Origin of the sequence: Rhodanobacter glycinis (assembly GCF_006438785.1) — a bacterium.
GTDB classification, from domain to species: Bacteria; Pseudomonadota; Gammaproteobacteria; order Xanthomonadales; family Rhodanobacteraceae; genus Rhodanobacter; species Rhodanobacter glycinis_A.
The window spans coordinates 234415-250867 of the sequence record NZ_RCZB01000003.1 but is presented as its reverse complement, the minus strand read 5'-3'; the positions used below and the strand labels follow the sequence as shown (position 1 = coordinate 250867).

General features: G+C 66.6%; 18 protein-coding genes and 1 riboswitch. Of the genes, 11 read left to right on the top strand and 7 right to left on the bottom strand.

All coding sequences use genetic code 11. The features are described from left to right. Nucleotides 1-6 precede the first annotated feature (6 nt). The gene (locus tag EAH75_RS11740; RefSeq protein WP_140649112.1) at nucleotides 7-891 is read right to left on the bottom strand and encodes an ABC transporter ATP-binding protein; all 885 of its coding nucleotides are present in this window, start codon (nucleotides 889-891) and stop codon (nucleotides 7-9) included. Nucleotides 892-1122: 231 nt separating this feature from the next. Here EAH75_RS11740 and aceF point away from each other — a divergent pair, with 231 nt between their 5' ends. Further along, entirely contained in the window at nucleotides 1123-2475 is a 1353-nt protein-coding gene (aceF, locus tag EAH75_RS11735; protein WP_140805537.1) for a dihydrolipoyllysine-residue acetyltransferase, read from the top strand. 15 nt (nucleotides 2476-2490) lie between these two features. After that, the gene (lpdA, locus tag EAH75_RS11730) at nucleotides 2491-4272 is read left to right on the top strand and encodes a dihydrolipoyl dehydrogenase (protein ID WP_140805535.1); all 1782 of its coding nucleotides are present in this window, start codon (nucleotides 2491-2493) and stop codon (nucleotides 4270-4272) included. Nucleotides 4273-4364: 92 nt separating this feature from the next. On the opposite strand, the gene EAH75_RS11725 is transcribed toward lpdA, so the two are convergent. Continuing rightward, nucleotides 4365-5045, bottom strand: coding sequence for a hypothetical protein (locus EAH75_RS11725; protein WP_140649119.1), 681 nt, complete (start codon nucleotides 5043-5045; stop codon nucleotides 4365-4367). Nucleotides 5046-5178: 133 nt separating this feature from the next. Here EAH75_RS11725 and EAH75_RS11720 point away from each other — a divergent pair, with 133 nt between their 5' ends. Together EAH75_RS11720 and dapB are read left to right on the top strand one after the other, a co-directional pair. Next, nucleotides 5179-5520 (top strand): glycine zipper 2TM domain-containing protein, encoded by a 342-nt coding sequence (locus EAH75_RS11720; protein WP_140649121.1) that lies wholly within the window; start codon nucleotides 5179-5181, stop codon nucleotides 5518-5520. A 110-nt stretch (nucleotides 5521-5630) separates the two neighbouring features. Beyond that, nucleotides 5631-6431, top strand: coding sequence for a 4-hydroxy-tetrahydrodipicolinate reductase (gene dapB, locus EAH75_RS11715; protein WP_140805533.1), 801 nt, complete (start codon nucleotides 5631-5633; stop codon nucleotides 6429-6431). A gap of 16 nt (nucleotides 6432-6447) precedes the next feature. On the opposite strand, the gene EAH75_RS11710 is transcribed toward dapB, so the two are convergent. Then, nucleotides 6448-6906 (bottom strand): hypothetical protein, encoded by a 459-nt coding sequence (locus tag EAH75_RS11710; protein WP_140805531.1) that lies wholly within the window; start codon nucleotides 6904-6906, stop codon nucleotides 6448-6450. Then, nucleotides 6903-7484: an RNA polymerase sigma factor gene (locus EAH75_RS11705; RefSeq protein ID WP_140649127.1), complete on the bottom strand. Its 582-nt coding sequence runs from the start codon at nucleotides 7482-7484 to the stop codon at nucleotides 6903-6905. The genes EAH75_RS11710 and EAH75_RS11705 overlap by 4 nt, the downstream gene beginning before the upstream one ends. Before the next feature lie 122 nt (nucleotides 7485-7606). Between EAH75_RS11705 and EAH75_RS11700 the strand changes: the two genes are divergently transcribed. From EAH75_RS11700 to EAH75_RS11690, 3 genes are all read left to right on the top strand, one after another. Further along, complete coding sequence (locus EAH75_RS11700) at nucleotides 7607-7933, top strand: hypothetical protein (RefSeq protein WP_140649129.1); 327 nt, start codon at nucleotides 7607-7609, stop codon at nucleotides 7931-7933. 59 nt (nucleotides 7934-7992) lie between these two features. Next, nucleotides 7993-8619 carry a trimeric intracellular cation channel family protein gene (locus EAH75_RS11695; protein ID WP_140805529.1) on the top strand — a complete coding sequence of 209 codons (627 nt, stop codon included), beginning with the start codon at nucleotides 7993-7995 and terminating at the stop codon, nucleotides 8617-8619. A 68-nt stretch (nucleotides 8620-8687) separates the two neighbouring features. Continuing rightward, a complete protein-coding gene (locus tag EAH75_RS11690) occupies nucleotides 8688-9092 on the top strand; it encodes a DUF3224 domain-containing protein (protein ID WP_140649133.1) in 405 nt (134 codons plus the stop codon). A 12-nt stretch (nucleotides 9093-9104) separates the two neighbouring features. Here the strand turns inward: EAH75_RS11690 and dinB are convergent, their stop codons facing one another. Then, nucleotides 9105-10196 carry a DNA polymerase IV gene (dinB, locus tag EAH75_RS11685; protein ID WP_140649136.1) on the bottom strand — a complete coding sequence of 364 codons (1092 nt, stop codon included), beginning with the start codon at nucleotides 10194-10196 and terminating at the stop codon, nucleotides 9105-9107. Between the two features lie 162 nt (nucleotides 10197-10358). On the opposite strand from dinB, the gene gntA reads away from it, so the two are divergent. Genes gntA through EAH75_RS11670 form a run of 3 tightly spaced genes read left to right on the top strand, consistent with a single transcriptional unit; the run spans nucleotide 10359 to nucleotide 12746 of the window. After that, nucleotides 10359-11072, top strand: coding sequence for a guanitoxin biosynthesis heme-dependent pre-guanitoxin N-hydroxylase GntA (gene gntA / locus EAH75_RS11680; RefSeq protein ID WP_205043155.1), 714 nt, complete (start codon nucleotides 10359-10361; stop codon nucleotides 11070-11072). Then, nucleotides 11069-11659 (top strand): DUF1989 domain-containing protein, encoded by a 591-nt coding sequence (locus EAH75_RS11675; RefSeq protein WP_140649138.1) that lies wholly within the window; start codon nucleotides 11069-11071, stop codon nucleotides 11657-11659. Before gntA ends, EAH75_RS11675 begins: the two co-directional genes overlap by 4 nt. Continuing rightward, a complete protein-coding gene (locus tag EAH75_RS11670) occupies nucleotides 11652-12746 on the top strand; it encodes a hypothetical protein (RefSeq protein WP_140649140.1) in 1095 nt (364 codons plus the stop codon). Before EAH75_RS11675 ends, EAH75_RS11670 begins: the two co-directional genes overlap by 8 nt. Here EAH75_RS11670 and EAH75_RS11665 read toward each other — a convergent pair. Further along, on the bottom strand, nucleotides 12728-13711 hold the full coding sequence (locus tag EAH75_RS11665; RefSeq protein ID WP_140649142.1) for a UPF0104 family protein: 984 nt from the start codon (nucleotides 13709-13711) through the stop codon (nucleotides 12728-12730). The genes EAH75_RS11670 and EAH75_RS11665 overlap by 19 nt on opposite strands. A 1-nt stretch (nucleotide 13712) precedes the next feature. Further along, nucleotides 13713-14636, bottom strand: a complete 924-nt coding sequence (locus EAH75_RS11660) for an ATP-grasp domain-containing protein (RefSeq protein ID WP_140649144.1) — start codon at nucleotides 14634-14636, stop codon at nucleotides 13713-13715. 17 nt (nucleotides 14637-14653) lie between these two features. After that, nucleotides 14654-14729, bottom strand: a riboswitch (S-adenosyl-L-homocysteine riboswitch). Between the two features lie 183 nt (nucleotides 14730-14912). On the opposite strand from EAH75_RS11660, the gene EAH75_RS11655 reads away from it, so the two are divergent. Beyond that, complete coding sequence (locus tag EAH75_RS11655) at nucleotides 14913-16241, top strand: APC family permease (RefSeq protein ID WP_140649146.1); 1329 nt, start codon at nucleotides 14913-14915, stop codon at nucleotides 16239-16241. Nucleotides 16242-16453 lie beyond the last annotated feature (212 nt).

Sequence of the window (16453 nt, the reverse complement as noted above, 5' to 3'; positions counted from 1 at the left end):
GTCCCGTCAGGCGGCCTTGGCGATGGCCTGCGCACGCAGGCGGCCGAAGTAGACGTCTTCCAGATCTGGCACGACGGGTTCGAAGCCGGCCTCGGGCAGCGAATCGGCCAGCACATGCAGCAGGGTGCGGCCGCCGGCGAGGCGGGTGGACAGGATGTTCATGCGGGCGCGATAGCCGTCCAGCTCGGCCTTGTCGATCGTACGCCGCCACACGCGGCCTTCCAGCGAACGGATCGCCTCGACCGGCTCGCCGCTCAGCAGCACCTGGCCCTGGCCGATGATCGCCATGTGCGAGCACAGGTCGGTGACGTCTTCCACGATGTGCGTGGACAGGATCACCACCACCCGCTCGCCGATCTCGGCCAGCAGGTTGAGGAAACGGTTGCGCTCCTCCGGGTCGAGCCCTGCGGTCGGCTCGTCCACGATCACCAGCCGCGGGTCGCCGATCAGCGCCTGCGCGATGCCGAAGCGCTGGCGCATGCCGCCGGAATAGGTGCCGAGCTTGCGCCTGCGCACGTCCCACAGGTTCACCTGGCGCAGCAGCGATTCGACCAGCTCGCGCCGCTCGGCCTTCACGGTGACGCCCTTGAGCACGGCGAAATGCTCCAGCATCGCCTCGGCCGACACCTTCGGATACACGCCGAACTCCTGCGGCAGGTAGCCGAGCAGGCGGCGGGTGGCCTGCTTGTCGGCGAGCAGATCCATCTCGTCGAGCTTGATCGTTCCCGTGTCCGGATCCTGCAGCGTGGCGATCGTGCGCATCAGCGATGACTTGCCCGCGCCGTTGGGCCCGAGCAGCCCGAACATGCCGTTGGGAATGTCCAGCGACACGCCGCGCAGCGCCTTTACCCCGTTGGCGTAGGTTTTCGACAGGTCACGAATCGTCAGCATGGGGTGCGTTCCTGGATCGCCCGCGCGGCAAGGTGTCGCGAATCAGGTTACGGCATGGGTCGGGGCCGCGCGTGCGCTCAAGGTCATGCATACGCACGCGCATGGTTGGCGTCGAATCAGGTAGCTGCCCGTTCCGGGCATACGGATCGGGCGTGCCTTCGCTATCATTGAGGCCTTGTCCGCGACCGCCATCCCCGAGCGGTACGCCATCGCCATCTGCAGGAGTCATCCATGGCCGATCTCAAAGAAGCCCGCGTTCCCGATATCGGCCACGCTGGCGTCCCCGTCATCGAAGTGCTGGTCAAGGCCGGCGATCGGGTGGAGAAGGAACAGAGCCTGATCACGCTGGAATCGGACAAGGCCACCATGGAAGTGCCCGCGCCGTTTGCCGGCACGGTGAAGGAAATGAAGCTGAAGGTGGGCGATGAGGTGTCCGAGGGCGCGATGATCGCCATCATCGAGGTCGATGGCGAGGCGGCCGCTGCACCCGCCGCCGCGAAGCCGGCCGCTGCTCCCGCGCCGGCCCCCGCACCTGCGCCCGCACCCGCACCGGTCGAGGAAAAGCCCGCGCCGATCGTCGGCCAGGGCGTGCAGCCAGGCAACGCACCGGAAGGCGATGCGCCGCCGACCGCGCGCCCGCCGCTGGATGCCAGTATCGTGATGACCGGCGACGCGCCTTACGCCAGTCCGGCGATCCGCGCGTTCGCGCGCGAGCTGGGTGTGGACATCCAGCAAGTGAAGGGCAGCGGCCGCAGTGGCCGCATCCAGCGTGACGACGTCAGTGCCTACGTGAAACACGCACTCGCTTCCGGCGCGCGCCCCACCGGCGGCGCGTCCGCCTCGGTGGGCGGGCTCGGCCTGCTGCCGTGGCCGAAGGTCGACTTCGCCAAGTTCGGCGAGATCGAGGAGAAACCGCTCACGCGGATCCAGAAGATTTCCGGCGCCAACCTCGCGCGCAACTGGGCGATGATTCCGCATGTCACCCAGCACGAGGACGCCGACATCACCGAGCAGGAGGCCTTCCGCAAGAAACTCGGCGAAGAGAACAAGGACCTGAAAGTCAGCCCGCTGGTATTCCAGATCAAGGCCGTGGTCGCCGCGCTGAAGGCGTTCCCGCAGTTCAACGCCTCGCTCGACGAGTCGGGCGAGAAGCTGATCCTGAAAAAGTATTTCCACATCGGCATCGCGGTGGATACGCCCGACGGCCTGGTGGTGCCGGTACTGCGCGACTGCGACAAAAAAGGCCTGCTCGACCTGGCGCGCGAGCTGGGCGAGATCTCGAAGAAGGCGCGCGACAAGAAACTCGGCCCGGCGGAAATGAGCGGCGGCTGCTTCTCGATCAGTTCGCTGGGCGGCATCGGCGGCACCTATTTCACGCCGATCGTCAACGCCCCGGAAGTGGCGATCCTCGGGGTCTCCAAGTCGGTGATGAAGCCGGTATGGAACGGCAAGGAATTCGCACCGCGGCTGATCCTGCCCCTGTCGTTGTCCTACGACCATCGCGTCATCGACGGCGCGCTTGCCGCGCGCTTCGCCAGTTTCCTCGCCACCCAGCTCGGCGACATCCGCCGGCTGCTGCTCTGACGGAAGGAGACGACGATGGCGAACACGATCGAAATCAAGGTTCCCGACATCGGTGGCCATGGCGGCGTGCCGGTGATCGAAGTGCTGGTGAAAGCCGGCGACACCGTGGCGAAGGAACAAAGCCTGATCACACTGGAATCGGACAAGGCGACGATGGAGATTCCCTCCAGTGCCGCCGGCGTGATCAAGGAGCTGAGGCTCAAGGTCGGCGATGAGGTTTCCGAGGGCGCGGTGATCGCCGTGCTCGAAGTCGCTGGCGATGCTGCCGCAGCCAAGGCCGAAGCACCGCAAGCCGAGGCAGCCAAGCCGGCTGCGCCGGCACCTGCTGCGAGTGCACCGGCCGCTGCTCCAGCTCCGCAAGCGGTGAGCGCTTCGGGTCGCAAGGCCGACATCGAATGCAAGCTGGTCGTGCTCGGCTCCGGCCCCGGCGGCTACACCGCCGCGTTCCGCGCCGCCGACCTCGGTGTCGACACCGTGCTGGTGGAACGCTATGCCACGCTCGGCGGCGTCTGCCTCAACGTGGGTTGCATTCCTTCCAAGGCGCTGCTGCATGCGGCCGCGGTGATCGACGAGGCCGAGGCCATTTCGGCGCACGGTGTCACCTTCGGCAAGCCTGCGATCGACATCGACAAGCTGCGCAGCTTCAAGGGCAAGGTGGTCGCCCAGCTCACCGGCGGTCTCGCCAGCATGGCGAAGCAGCGCAAGGTGCGCACGGTCGAAGGCAACGGTGCGTTCGTGTCGCCGAATGAAATGGAAGTCCAGACGAAGGACGGCGTGAAGCTGATCCGCTTCGAGCACGCGATCATCGCCGCCGGTTCGCAATCGGTGAAGCTGCCCTCGTTCCCGTGGGACGACGAGCGCATCGTCGACTCCACCGGCGCACTCGAACTGAAGGACATACCGAAGAAGCTGCTGGTCGTGGGCGGCGGCATCATCGGCCTGGAAATGGCCACCGTGTATTCCGCGCTCGGCAGCGAAGTGACCGTGGTCGAGTTCATGGACCAGCTCATTCCCGGCGCCGATGCCGACCTGATCAAGCCGCTGGCCAAGCGCATCGCCGGCAAGCTCAAGGGCGTGCACCTGAAGACCAAGGTAGTCGAGGCCAAGGCGACGGCGAAGGGCATCGAGGTCAGCTACGAAGGCGACAGCATTCCCGCGACCACGTTGTTCGACCGCGTGCTGGTGTCGGTCGGACGCTCACCGAACGGCGGCAAGATCGGCGCGGACAAGGCTGGCGTTGCCGTCACCGAGCGCGGTTTCATCAACGTCGACTCGCAGATGCGCACCAACGTGCCGCACATCTTCGCGATCGGCGACCTGGTCGGCCAGCCGATGCTGGCGCACAAGGCCTCGCATGAGGCGAAGGTCGCTGCGGAAGTCGTTGCCGGAAAGAAGAGCCACTTCGATGCGCGGGTGATCCCCTCGGTTGCCTATACCGATCCGGAAATCGCCTGGGTCGGCGTGACCGAGCGCGAGGCGAAGGAGAAGGGCCTGAAGGTCGGAGTAGGCAAGTTTCCGTGGGCCGCCAGTGGCCGTGCGATCGGCATCGACCGTACCGAGGGCTTCACCAAGCTGATCTTCGACGAGGAAACCCATCGCATCGTCGGCGGCGGCATCGTGGGCGTGCACGCGGGCGAGCTGATCTCCGAACTCGCGCTGGCGATCGAGATGGGCAGCGAGGCCGCCGACATCGGCCTCACCATTCACCCCCATCCCACGCTCAGCGAGTCGATCGGCATGGCAGCCGAAGTGTACGAAGGCACGATCACCGACCTGTACATGCCGAAGAAAAAATAAGCGGCGCTGGAAGGACCAAACAAAAAGCCCGGACATGGTCCGGGCTTTTTTTATCCCGCTTTCCGGGTGGCGTGGGCGAAAACGCCTGGTGCTCAGCTCTTGTTGCGGCCCGATTCGTCCGTTGGGACCTGTTTCAGCTGCGACTCTACCTGCTTCAGCTGCGACTGGGTTTCGCTCGAGGTGATGATCATCTGGCGCAGCACGGACAGGAATTCGATGGGATCGACCTCGCGCCCCAGATCGATCCGGGTGCGCAGCGTCGCCATCTTCGGCGCGTCGAGGAACAGCGTGCTGTCCTGGGTCATCCAGCTCGCCGCATCGCGCTGCTTGCTGTAGACGGCGGAATATTCGCTCAGCGCGGCGCGGTCCATCCAGGTGGCGGACTGGTTCGCCACGGCGACGTCCCATGCCTGGTTGGCGAAGATCGGCCAGTCGAGGCTGAGGTTGAACTCGTTCTTGAGCGCCTGGATGTGCTGGTTGATCGCGGCATCGGGCTTGCCGTCGCGGATGTCCTTCGCGATGGCGTCATCGAGCTGCTGCAGCGAGACAAGGCGCTGCTGATTGCTCTGATAGGAGTTGCGCACGCCGTCCAGGTTTGCCCGCAGCTCCGCCTTGATCTGATGGCTGGCCAGCTCGGCGGCGTGTGCGTGGTGGGCATGCTCGATCCACGCCTCCAGCCCCAGCGCGGTGAGGATGCTGAGCACGATCATCAGGTAGTGCTTGGCGAAATCCTTGAAACCGCGGGTGGGCAGCTTCGGCACTTCGAAATGCATGGAATCGCTCCGGGCAGTGGATTCGCGAACGCGGAGCTTACCCGATCCCGATTCATGTGAGGTCGCGGACGGCTTGACCGGGTCGTCACGTCCATCCGGCTATGCATGTTCATCATCGAGACGGAGAAAGCCCATGAACAAATCATTGATTCTGATGGCCTCACTTGCCTTGGCCGTGCCTGCGCTCACCACGATGCCGGCGCAGGCGCAGGGGCGTCATCATCGCGTGGTTTGCGAGAACGTGCGGGTCAAGCACAACGGCTCGAAGGATAATCACCGCATCATCGGCACCGGCATCGGCGCCGTGGCGGGCGGGCTGCTGGGCCATCAGGTTGGTGGCGGCAAGGGCAAGACCCTGGCCACGGTAGGCGGTGCGGTGGCCGGTGGCTATGTCGGCAATCGGGTGCAGAAAAACGCACAGAACAAGAAAACCTACTACACGACCGAGCGTCGCTGCCACGACGCCTACGATTGATCGACCAAGCCTGATCGACTTGGTCGATCGCAGGTTTTCGATGTGTGGATGATGCAGCCAGTTCGCCGTACGCTGCACCATTCCTCTGTCGATGAATCCAGGCTCATCCGATGACCTTGAAGATATGCCTCGCCGGTGCCACCGGCTGGGCCGGCTCCGAACTGGCCCGCGGCATCGCCGCTGCCGGTGATCTCAACCTGGTCGCCGCGGTGGCGCGGCGGCGCACCGGGCAGAAACTCGGCGATGTGCTGGGCGAGAGCAGGCTCGATGCGCCGATCTTTGCCAGCGCCGCCGAAGCCCTGGCGCAGCCTTGCGATGTCTTCATGGAGTACACCAAGCCGGACAGTGCGAAGGCGAACATCCTCGCTGCGCTGGAGCATGGCGCGCATGTGGTGGTCGGCACGTCGGGCCTCACCGACGCGGACTATGTGCAGATCGACGCCGTCGCGCACGAACGCCAGCTCGGCGTTCTGGCCTGCGGCAACTTCGCGCTGACCGCGGTGCTGCTGATCAAGTTTGCCGAGATGGCGGCGAAGCTCATCCCGCAGTGGGAGATCATCGACTACGCCTCCGCCGGCAAGCCGGATGCGCCCAGCGGCACGGTGCGAGAACTGGCCGGGCGACTGGGCAAGGTGCGCCAGCCACGGTTGGAGGTACCGCTGGAGCAGACTGTCGGTCTGCGCGAGACGCGCGGCGGCACGTTGGCCGGCAGCCAGGTGCATGCGGTGCGCTTGCCGGGTTTCGTGATCGGTGTCGAAACGATCTTCGGCATGCCGGACCAGACGCTGACCCTGCGCCATAATGCAGGCAGCAGCGCGAAGCCGTATGTGGACGGCGCGCTGCTGGCGATCCGCAAGGTGTCCGGTCTGGTCGGCCTGCATCGCGGACTGGATGCCGTGCTCGAGCTATAGGTCGCCCGATCGGCGGTCAACCGTGTCCATGCCGTTGCCATTGTCCCAGCAGCCATGACGCGCCGAGGCAGCCGGCAAGCGCCAGCAGCCAGCGACTTGCCGGCGCCTGTGGCGCGGGCAGAATCGCGCTGAAGGACGGCAGCCATTCGCTGCCGTACATGGCAGTGACGGCAGCTGCGGCGATCACCAGCGCGATGGCGAGCACAGTCATCAACACGAATTCGAAACTCAGGGTGGTCACGCGCGCGGCCACGACGCGCGCGGCCACGCGTGTGGCGAAATCGGCCGGCAAGCCGTCCCGCAATGGCTCGCACAAGGCGCGCGCAAGCAGGCGATAGCGCCGGCTGCGCGCATCGTCGCCGGCGGAATCGAGATGCAGGCGTTCGCACCGCATCGCGCTCTCCTGCGCCAGCCATTCGCGTTCGCTGGCTGCGTCGTCGAAGGGAGGGATGTCGTCGTCGATGTGCTGGTTCATGCTGCAACTCCTGTCCGCGTTTCGAGTTCGCCGCGCAGGCGCAGTCGTGAGCGGAACAAGTGACTCTTGATGGTACCGCTGGCCAGCCCGGTGATGCGGGCGATTTCCGGGATCGAGGTTTCTTCGAGGTAATACAGCGTCAGCAGGGTGCGTTGCAACGGCGGCAGCGTCTCGATCGCCGCGTGCAGGTGCTGCGCGGTTTCCTCATCCGCGCAGGCCGCTTCCAGATCGAAGCCGTCGCCGATGTTCTCCACCAGCGCGTAGCCGTCGCTGTCGTCGCCGTGCTCGACCAGCGGGATGCGTTTGTGCTGCAGGTGGCGCAGCGCGATGGTGTAGGCCACGCGCCCGATCCACGATTTCAGCGCGCTCTCGTAACGGTACTGATGCAGGCACTGGTGCACGCGCAGGAAGGTGTCCTGGCACAACTCGCGCGCGTCCTCGGGGTTGCGCACCATGCGCTGGATGATGTGCCAGCACAGCCCCTGGTACTCGCGGATCAGGCGCTCGAACGCCCCCGGCCGGTTGGCCAGCACGGCGTCGACCAGTTCGCGGTCCGGGTTGCTGCGGATGTCATCCATGCTGCAAGGGATACGCGCATCGTGACAATGGTTGCAAGCGGGTTGCTGCAACCGCCGTGCGGTTGGCTGTATCTCTGGTCCCGACAGTCAGTCATCCCGCAACTACTCCCAAGGAGAGCCCCATGAATTTCGGCGACCTCATTCCGATCAGCCTGTTTATCTGTATTGCCTACTCGATCAAGGTGTGCGTCGACGCCATGGTGCGCCGGCACATGGTCAACGCCGGCGGTTCGGAAGAACTGGTGAACTCGGTCCTGCGCGATGAAGACCTGCGCCGGCGTCACTCTTCCTTGCGCTGGGGCATCGTGCTGCTGTCGGTGGCGCTCGGCTTCGGCCTGATCCAGGGGTTCGGCTGGCAGGAAGTCACGCCCGGCCTGATCGCCGTGCTGGCTGGTGCGACTGGCCTGGGCAACCTGGTGTTCTTCGCGATCTCGCGGCGGATCAGCTAAAGCTGGTTCAATAGCGGGTATCGCCGCGTCGTCGGCATGCCCGCGAAGCAACCGGCCGCATGAATGAGCAACTGCTGTTCAACCTGGTGGATCTGACCGGCACGTTCGCGTTCGCGATCAGCGGCGCGACGGCCGCGCGGCGCTGCAACCTCGACCTGTTCGGCATTCTGGCGATCGCCTTCATCACGGCGTGCGGTGGCGGCATCGCGCGCGACCTGTGCATCGGCGCGATCCCGCCGGCGGGACTGTCCGACTGGCGCTACCTGTTCACCGCGATCGTGGCTGCGCTGCTCACTATCGTCGCGTATCCGTGGGTGGAGCGACTGACCTATCCGGTGCGTCTGTTCGATGCGATGGGGCTGGGCCTGTTCGCGGTGTACGGCGCGCACAAGGCGCTACTGTTCGGCCACAACGCGGAGGTGGCGATCCTGCTCGGCATGATTACCGCGGTCGGCGGCGGCATGGCGCGCGATGTGCTGCTGGCGCGCGTGTCGATCGTGCTGCAGAAGGAGATCTACGCGCTGGCGGCGTTTGCCGGTGCCGCGCTGGCAGTGATCGGCGAGTATTACCGCTGGCCGGCGGTGTGGGCGACCTGGCTGCCGATCCTGTTCTGCTTCGGGCTGCGTTTCCTGTCGCTGCACTATCACTGGAACCTGCCGCGCTTCGGTCGCAAGCAGGAGTCGTGATCGACCCAGCAGTCATCAACCAAGCAGTCATCAGCTAGGCTGCGCGAATCGCCATCGAAGGCAACGCCATGACCATGCACGCCAGCGGCACGTTCGAAGTGAAGATGGCCCCGCAGCCGGTTCAGGACGGCATCGGTGATCCCGGTATCGGGCGGATGGCGCTGGACAAGCAGTTCCACGGCGATCTCGACGCGACCGGCAAGGGCCAGATGCTGGCCGCCGGTACCGACGTGCCGGGCTCGGCCGGCTATGTGGCGCTGGAGCGGGTCAGCGGCACCCTGCATGGTCGCCGCGGCACGTTCGCCTTGCAGCACAGCGGCACGATGACGCGCGGCGCGCCGCAACTGAGCATCACCGTGGTGCCCGATTCCGCTACCGGTGAACTGCTGGGGCTGGCGGGAAAGCTGGCGATCACGATCGCTGATGGCAAGCACTCGTACGACTTCGAGTACACGTTGCCCGACGCGTCCTGATCACTCGCACGGTTACGCGAACAGGTCGGTTTGTGCCTGATAGCTGTCCTGCTCGACGAAGCCGGCCAGGCCCACGCCGACCAGGCGGTAGCGGCTGTCGGCGGGACGCTCGACGCGCTCGCGCAGCGCACAGGCGATGTCGGCCAGTTCGTTCGCCGACAGCGGTCGCTGTGCCGGCGTGAGGCTGCGCGTCAGCGTGTGGAAGTCCGAGGTCTTCAGCTTCAGCACGATGGTGCGCGCCACGCGGCTGCGATCTTTTGCGTCGAGTTCGCGCTGGTAGCCGGTCCAGGCCTTTTCGGCGAGCCGGCGGATATGCGGTTCGAGCTCGTCCAGCAACAGGTCGTGCTCGAAGGTGTCCTCGGCGGAAATCTGCAGGGTCGGCCGTTCGGGCTGCACCGCATGGTCGTCGATGCCGCGGGCCAGCTCGTACAGACGCCGGCCCCAGCGGCCGAAGCGCTGCTCCAGTTCCGTCAGCGCGAACGTGCGCAGCTCGCCCACGGTGGCGATGCCGAGCACGGCCAGCTTCGCCTCCATCACCTTGCCGACGCCGGGCAGGCGGCCGACCGGCAGCGGGGTGAGGAATGCCTCGACCTGATGCGGACGGATCACATACTGGCCGTCGGGCTTGTTCCAGTCCGAGGCGATCTTGGCCAGGAACTTGTTGGGTGCCACACCGGCCGATGCGGTCAGCTGCGTCTCTTCGCGGATCGCGGCGCGGATCGCTTCGGCGGTGGCGGTGGCCGAGGGCAACCCGCTCAGCGTGCTGGTGACATCGAGATAGGCCTCGTCCAGCGACAGCGGCTCGATCAGTTCGGTATGCCGCGCGAAGATCTCGCGGATCTGCCGCGACACCGCCTTGTAGCGCACGAAATCCGGCGGCACGAAAACCAGCTGCGGGCACAGCCGCTCGGCGCGGATGGCCGGCATCGCCGAGCGCACGCCGAACACGCGGGCCTCGTAGCTGGCCGCGCACACCACCGAGCGTGCACCGCGCCACGCCACCGCCACCGGCCTGCCACGCAGCGACGGGTCGTCGCGCTGCTCCACCGACGCGTAGAACGCGTCCATGTCGACGTGGAGAATCTTGCGTGGGGTGGAGGACAAGCGCGATGCCGTGCAGAGGGGAGCCCGGCCATTCTAGCGATCGAAAGGCGCTGTGCCGAAAGCCGCCTTCACGCGCGCTAACCGGCGCGGCTCGTAACGTCCATTGAAACGGATCGGGCCCGGTCGGCCTGGCGTCGGCGGCGCGACAGGACGGTGAGGCAGATGTTGGCAAGTGAAGTTCGTGAGGACGAGGTTTCGGCGTGGTCGACGATGGCCGCGGCGACCGAGCGCGCGTTCGAGGCGTTCGTCGGCGCGCAGGACTTTCCCTGCCTGGGTGCAAAGGCGTCGCAGGCGCAGCGCACCCTGCAATACCTTTGCGTGCACGACATCGCCAGCGCGCGCGATGACCGCCGCATCACCATGTGCCTGCAGGATTTTGCCACCCAACAGGGTGAGCACAGCCTGTTCGTCAGTCTCGCCGTGCTGTTTCCCTGCTCGGCACGCCTGTCCGAGTGCGATTTCGAGGCGGCACTGTGGCAACGCCTGCGCTCGATCCACGCGATCGATCGCACCTGTCACGGCTGGGACGACAGCGTCAGCGACGATCCGGCCTCGGCGAACTTCAGCATGAGCGTCGGTGGCAAGGCGTTCTATGTGGTGGGCCTGCATCCCGCTGCCAGCCGACGCGCGCGCCGCTTCCGCTGCCCGGTGCTGGTGTTCAACCTGCATAGCCAGTTCGAGCGGCTGCGCGCCGACGGACGTTACGAGAAGCTGCGCCAGGCGATCGTCCAGCGTGACATCGCCTATGCCGGCTCGGCCAACCCGATGCTCGCGGTGCACGGCAAGGCTCCCGAGGCACGCCAGTACAGCGGGCGTCAGGTGGGCGCGGATTGGGTGTGCCCGTTCCGCGCGATGGACGGGAGCGAGTGCCGATGATCCGGATCATTGCCCCGCGCAGTGGCGTGGCGTTCGAGTTGAAGCGCGGCGAATGCCTGAGGGTGATCGATCCGCAAGGCGAACAGGTGGCCGATCTGGTCGCGTTCAACCGGCGCGACACCAGCGAGGCGATCTCCTCCGGGCGCAGCATCGACTACGCCAGCAAGATCTATCTGACTACCGGCGACCCGATCTACTCGAACCGCAGCAGCGTGCTGCTGCGCATCGTCGAGGACACCGTCGGCCGCCATGATTTTCTGGTGTCGCCGTGCTCGGCGGAGATGTTCCGCATCATCTACGGCGACGCCGTGCCGCATCAAGGCTGCTTCGGCAATCTTGCGGCGGCGCTGGCGCCGTACGGCATCGCGCCGGACGCGATCCCCACTGCGTTCAACGTGTTCATGAACGTGCCGGTGGATGCGGCGACCGGCGCCATCCGCGTGGAGCCGCCGCTGAGCCGGGCTGGCGACTACATCGTGTTCGAGGCGCAGATCGATCTGCTGATCGGGCTCACGGCGTGTTCGGCCGGACAGTCGAACAATTTCACGTACAAGCCGATCCACTACGAGGTGAACGGGCATGACTGAGCCGCTGACCACCACGCTGGGCGTCCGTCCATCACGGGCTGCGCCGCGGCCGGGTACGATCGAGCGGATTCCCAAGTGGCTCAACCTGGTGCCGATGGTGCTGCAATGGTGCTGGCTGGGGCTGCGCCATGGCAGCCTCACGCTGCCCTCGGCGGTCAATCCGCAGATCACCGCCGGCGGTCTGGTGGGCGATACCAAGTCGGAATATTTCGCCGGCATGGGTGCGCATGCGCGCTCCAGGGTGGCGCCTTACGTGATGTTGGGGGTTGAGGGCGGCGACATGCTGGCGGCCGCACTGTCTGCCATGAATGAGGCCGGCCTGGCGTTTCCGGTGGTGGCCAAGCCGGATCTTGGCTGGTGCGGTTTCGGCGTGCGTCGGCTCGATGATGCGCCGGAGCTGGCCGACTACCTGCGGCAATATCCCGCTGGCGAATCGCTGATGCTGCAACGCTACCTCGACGAGCCGGGCGAGGCGGGCATCTTCTACGTGCGCCACCCGGACCAGCCGCGCGGCTGGCTGCTGGGCATCCTGCTGCGCCATTACCCGCAGGTGGTCGGCGATGGCGTGCGCAACGTGGCGCAGTTGATCCGGGCGGACGCGCGCCTGCAACGCGCCATGCGCAACCAGCGCGAACACGAATGCCAATACGACCCCGACGAGGTGCCAGCGCCGGGCGACACCGTGCGGCTGTCGCTGATCGGTTCGACCCGGGTCGGCGGCCGTTACGAGGACGGCTCCGCGCTCGCCAGCGAGGCGCTGCTGGCCGCCATCGAGGCGATCGCGCGCGACATGCCGCAATTCCACGCTGGGCGTTTCGACGTGCGTTACCGCACCTTGCAGGATCTGCGCTGCGGCCGCTTCACCATCATGGAGGTGAACGGTGCCGGCTCCGAGGCGGTGCATGCGTGGGATCCGAAATATTCGGTATGGCAGGTCTACCGCATGGTGTTCGCCAAGCAGCGTCTGCTGTTCGCGATGGGGGCTGCCAACCGTGCGCGCGGGCATCGGCCGATCGGCATGCTGGCGCTGGCACGGCATCACCTGCACCAGCAGCGGTTGATCCGTCGCTACCCGCCGTCGAACTGAGCGCGGCGGTTGCGCCGGCGCAAGCGGATCTCGAATACCGCCAGCGCGGTGCTGGCCAGCACGAACGGCAGCAGGCTGTAGGTCAGCCGGTAGCACACCATCGCCACCAGCAGCTCGGCTCGCGCCTCAGCCGGAAACGCCGCCAGCATGATCGTCTCGAACACACCCAGCCCGCCCGGTGAATGGCTGACGATGCCGGCCAGCACGGCGCCGACGTAGATCGGCAGGAAATCCACGAACGGTGGCGCCACGTTGGCCGGCAGCAGCACGTACAGCGCGCTGATCGCGGCCACCATTTCGACGCCACCGATCAGCATCTGCATGGCCGCGATGCCCGCGCTGGGAAACGCCAGCGTCCAGCGCGTCAGCGTGAGCGTGCGCGGCCGACGCGCGAGCCAGATCAGCAACGCAGCCAGCAACACGACCAGCACGATGCCTGGCAGGCGCCCCCAGCCGTGCGTGATCGCCGGTTGCCAGCACAGCGCGCCGGTGATCACCACCGCAAAGCCCAGCCCCACGCCGAGCCCGGCCACGCCCACGATACACGCGATGTCGCCGGCGCCGAGGCCGGCCGACGCGTAGATGCGATAGCGCAACGCGGTGCCGGTGATTGCGTGGAAGCCGAGCGTGTTCGAGATGCCCTGAGTAACCGCGCCGGCGAACGCGGCCAGCCCCGCGGATACGCGCTCGCGCACCACCACGCGCGCCGCGAGCACGTCGAACATCGCCAGCATCGCAAGACTCACCGCGGCGGCCGCGATGGAATACGCGATGCGCTGGGCCGGCATGCGCGACCAGGCAGCCGCCACGTCGCGCCAGGCGATGTGGCCCAGGTAGCGATGCAGAATCCACGCCGCGGCACCGAACACGGCCAGCGACGCGCCCCACGACAGCAGGCGCGGCCAGCGCGACGACGTTGCGGCAACCGTCGAAGCGGAGGCGAGCTGGCCCGGAACGGGCGACATCTCAGGGCGCACTCGCCAGTGCCGCCGGAGACTCGCGGTGGGCGCGGGCGAGGCGCCCGAGCACATCCTGCGCCAGCCGCTCGGCCGCTGCCGGGTGATCGGCCAGATGCAGGAACGGCTCGATCAGCTCCAGCTCCATGATCAGGAAGCGGCCCTTGCTGATCACGCCGTCGACGCGCACGTAGGCGTGGTCGCCATGGCCGATGGCGGCCACGGCAGCCAGCGCGCGTTCGGCGGCGGCCAGGGTCGCGTCGTCGGGCCGGGCCGGTTCGGCGCTGCCGCCATGTTCGCCCTGCACGCGATAGTCGCCGGCGGCCGGCCGCTTGATCACGGCGTGACTGAACTCGCCGGCGAAATACAGCAGCGACCATTCGCCGGCGCTGAGGATCTCCGGCACGAACGGCTGCACCAGATAATCGTAGTCGCGTGGCAGTTGCGTCACTGCCTGGGCAAACGTCGCGTCACCGACGCTGCCGCGCAACGTATGCCAGGCGCCGCCGCTGATGGTCGGCTTGATCACCACCTGTTGCCCCGGCATCGTCGCCAGCACGTCGGGCAGTTCGGCCGCGCGGGCCAGCCGCGTCGGGATGATCGCGACATCGTGCCGGGCCAGTTCGAGCAGGTAGCTCTTGTCGCTGTTCCAGCGCAGCAGGGCGCTGTCGTTGATGGTGGGCACGCCCAGCCGGTCGAGCCGGTCCAGCCAGTCAAGGAACGCCGCGTGGTGCTTGAAGTAATCCCAGATGGTACGGATTAACACCGCATCGAACGTCGACCAGTCAACTGCGGGGTCGTTCCACACGCAAACGATGGGCTGGATGCCGAGGCGCTCCAGCGAGGTGGCCAGATACGCATCGTCCGGCTGGATCGACGGGTGATCCAAGGAGGTGGCGAGGGCGAGCCGGCGAGCGGCGGTGTGGACAGACATGGCGACATCTCCAGTAACCGGAAAGGGCGCCCTTGAACGGATTCGCCGGCCGAGCGTGGCGGACATCGATCCGCTGCAGCACCCCTCGGTGGCGATGACGTCGCGGCGTTTCCGCGGCGCCATGAACCGGCAACGCGTGTCGCGATGCCGGCGACAGTGTTCCGAGGCCGCCGGCGCTTGTCAATTTGTCGGATGGGGGCGGGCATGCTACCAGCGCAACCTGCTGTGCCACACGGGACTGGCCGAACCGGTACGGACAATGGCAAGGTAGCCGCCATGCTGACCGAACCCGCCAATGCCTATGCCCGTCGCCTGAACACCTGGGACGCCGCGATGATCGTCATCGGCGGCGTGATCGGTGCAGGCATCTTCATCACGCCGGCCACGGTGGCGCAGAACACGTCGTCCGGCCTGCAGGTGCTCATCCTGTGGGCGATCGGCGGCCTGCTGACCCTGGCCGGCGTGCTGTGTTACGCCGAGCTGGGCGCACGGCGACCGCAGGCGGGCGGCATCTACGTGTACCTGCGCGAGGCGTTCGGCCTGCTGCCGGCGTTCCTGTTCGGCTGGACCATGGCGCTGATCAACTACCCCGGCAGCGTGGCCGCGGTGGTGACCAAATTCGCCGTCTATTTCTGCAGGGCGCTGGGCGTGAGCCGGCTCTACGAACTGCCGGTCGCGGTCGGCGCGATCGTGTTCATCGTGGGCATCAACCTGTTCGGCATCCGTGCCGGTGCATGGATGCAGAACATCTTCACGGTGCTGAAGGTGATGGCGATCGCCTTGCTGGTGATCGCCGGCATGATGCTGGCGCATGGGCACTTGGGGCTGGTGCTGGCGGTGGACACCACGCGGCCGGTGTCGTCGTGGGCCTTTGCCGGCGCCTTGCTGCCGGTGCTGTTCGCCTATGGCGGCTTCCACTACCTCAACGATCTGGCCGGCGAAGTGCGCAACCCGCAGCGCACCCTGCCGCGTGCGCTGGGCATGGGCATGGTCGGCGTGGTGGTCTGCTACGTGCTGGTCAACTTCGCGTACCTGGCCGGGCTCGGCCATGCCGGTCTGGCGACCAGCATTGCGCCGGCGGCGGACCTGATGCAGAAGCTGTTCGGCGCGCACGGCGCCACCGTGATCGAGGTCGGCATTGCCTGTTCCACCTTCGGCTACTGCAGCATCGCGATCGCCGGCGGTGCCCGCGTGCTGCAGACGATGGGCGCGGACGGCGTGTTCTTCCGCGCCACCGGGCGCGTCGATCCACGCACACGCGCGCCGCAGATCGCGCTGGCGGTGCTCGGCTTGTGGGCGATCGTGCTGACCGTGTCGGGCAGCTTCAATCAGCTGCTCAACTACACCACGGTGGGCGAATGGCTGGGCCATGTGTTCGGCATCGGCACGCTGTTCTGGTACCGCAAGCATTTCATCGACGATCCGGCGCCGTACCGGGTGCCGTTCTATCCGCTGCTGCCGCTGATCTTCGTGATCACCGTGTTCGGCGTGATCGTGGCCAGCGCGATCCACGCGCCGGGCGACGCCGGCATGAGCCTGCTGATCATCGCGCTGGGTGTGCCGGTGTATTACGGCTGGCAGTGGTGGTCGCGCCGGCGTTCCTGATTCTGTCCACAGGGGACTTCCTTCGGTCGTGGGAGCGGCTTCAGCCGCGATGCTCTGACTCGATGATTCTACAAAGGCATCGCGGCTGAGGCCGCTCCTGCAATGCCATCTCGTCATTCCGGCGCAGGCCGGAGTAGCTTCACAACAGCGAAGCTGGTAATCGCACTTCGCGCCCTTCCAGTCCAACGCAGACGCCAATCTCTGCACGTTGC

Excerpts from the sequence above, each read along its gene's own strand:
- EAH75_RS11740 (WP_140649112.1), bottom strand. The coding sequence starts at position 891 with ATGCTGACGATTCGTGACCTGTCGAAAACCTACGCCAACGGGGTAAAG.
- aceF (WP_140805537.1), top strand. The coding sequence starts at position 1,123 with ATGGCCGATCTCAAAGAAGCCCGCGTTCCCGATATCGGCCACGCTGGC.
- lpdA (WP_140805535.1), top strand. The coding sequence starts at position 2,491 with ATGGCGAACACGATCGAAATCAAGGTTCCCGACATCGGTGGCCATGGC.
- EAH75_RS11725 (WP_140649119.1), bottom strand. The coding sequence starts at position 5,045 with ATGCATTTCGAAGTGCCGAAGCTGCCCACCCGCGGTTTCAAGGATTTC.
- EAH75_RS11720 (WP_140649121.1), top strand. The coding sequence starts at position 5,179 with ATGAACAAATCATTGATTCTGATGGCCTCACTTGCCTTGGCCGTGCCT.
- dapB (WP_140805533.1), top strand. The coding sequence starts at position 5,631 with ATGACCTTGAAGATATGCCTCGCCGGTGCCACCGGCTGGGCCGGCTCC.
- EAH75_RS11710 (WP_140805531.1), bottom strand. The coding sequence starts at position 6,906 with ATGAACCAGCACATCGACGACGACATCCCTCCCTTCGACGACGCAGCC.
- EAH75_RS11705 (WP_140649127.1), bottom strand. The coding sequence starts at position 7,484 with ATGGATGACATCCGCAGCAACCCGGACCGCGAACTGGTCGACGCCGTG.
- EAH75_RS11700 (WP_140649129.1), top strand. The coding sequence starts at position 7,607 with ATGAATTTCGGCGACCTCATTCCGATCAGCCTGTTTATCTGTATTGCC.
- EAH75_RS11695 (WP_140805529.1), top strand. The coding sequence starts at position 7,993 with ATGAATGAGCAACTGCTGTTCAACCTGGTGGATCTGACCGGCACGTTC.
- EAH75_RS11690 (WP_140649133.1), top strand. The coding sequence starts at position 8,688 with ATGACCATGCACGCCAGCGGCACGTTCGAAGTGAAGATGGCCCCGCAG.
- gntA (WP_205043155.1), top strand. The coding sequence starts at position 10,359 with ATGTTGGCAAGTGAAGTTCGTGAGGACGAGGTTTCGGCGTGGTCGACG.
- EAH75_RS11675 (WP_140649138.1), top strand. The coding sequence starts at position 11,069 with ATGATCCGGATCATTGCCCCGCGCAGTGGCGTGGCGTTCGAGTTGAAG.
- EAH75_RS11670 (WP_140649140.1), top strand. The coding sequence starts at position 11,652 with ATGACTGAGCCGCTGACCACCACGCTGGGCGTCCGTCCATCACGGGCT.
- EAH75_RS11665 (WP_140649142.1), bottom strand. The coding sequence starts at position 13,711 with ATGTCGCCCGTTCCGGGCCAGCTCGCCTCCGCTTCGACGGTTGCCGCA.
- EAH75_RS11660 (WP_140649144.1), bottom strand. The coding sequence starts at position 14,636 with ATGTCTGTCCACACCGCCGCTCGCCGGCTCGCCCTCGCCACCTCCTTG.
- EAH75_RS11655 (WP_140649146.1), top strand. The coding sequence starts at position 14,913 with ATGCTGACCGAACCCGCCAATGCCTATGCCCGTCGCCTGAACACCTGG.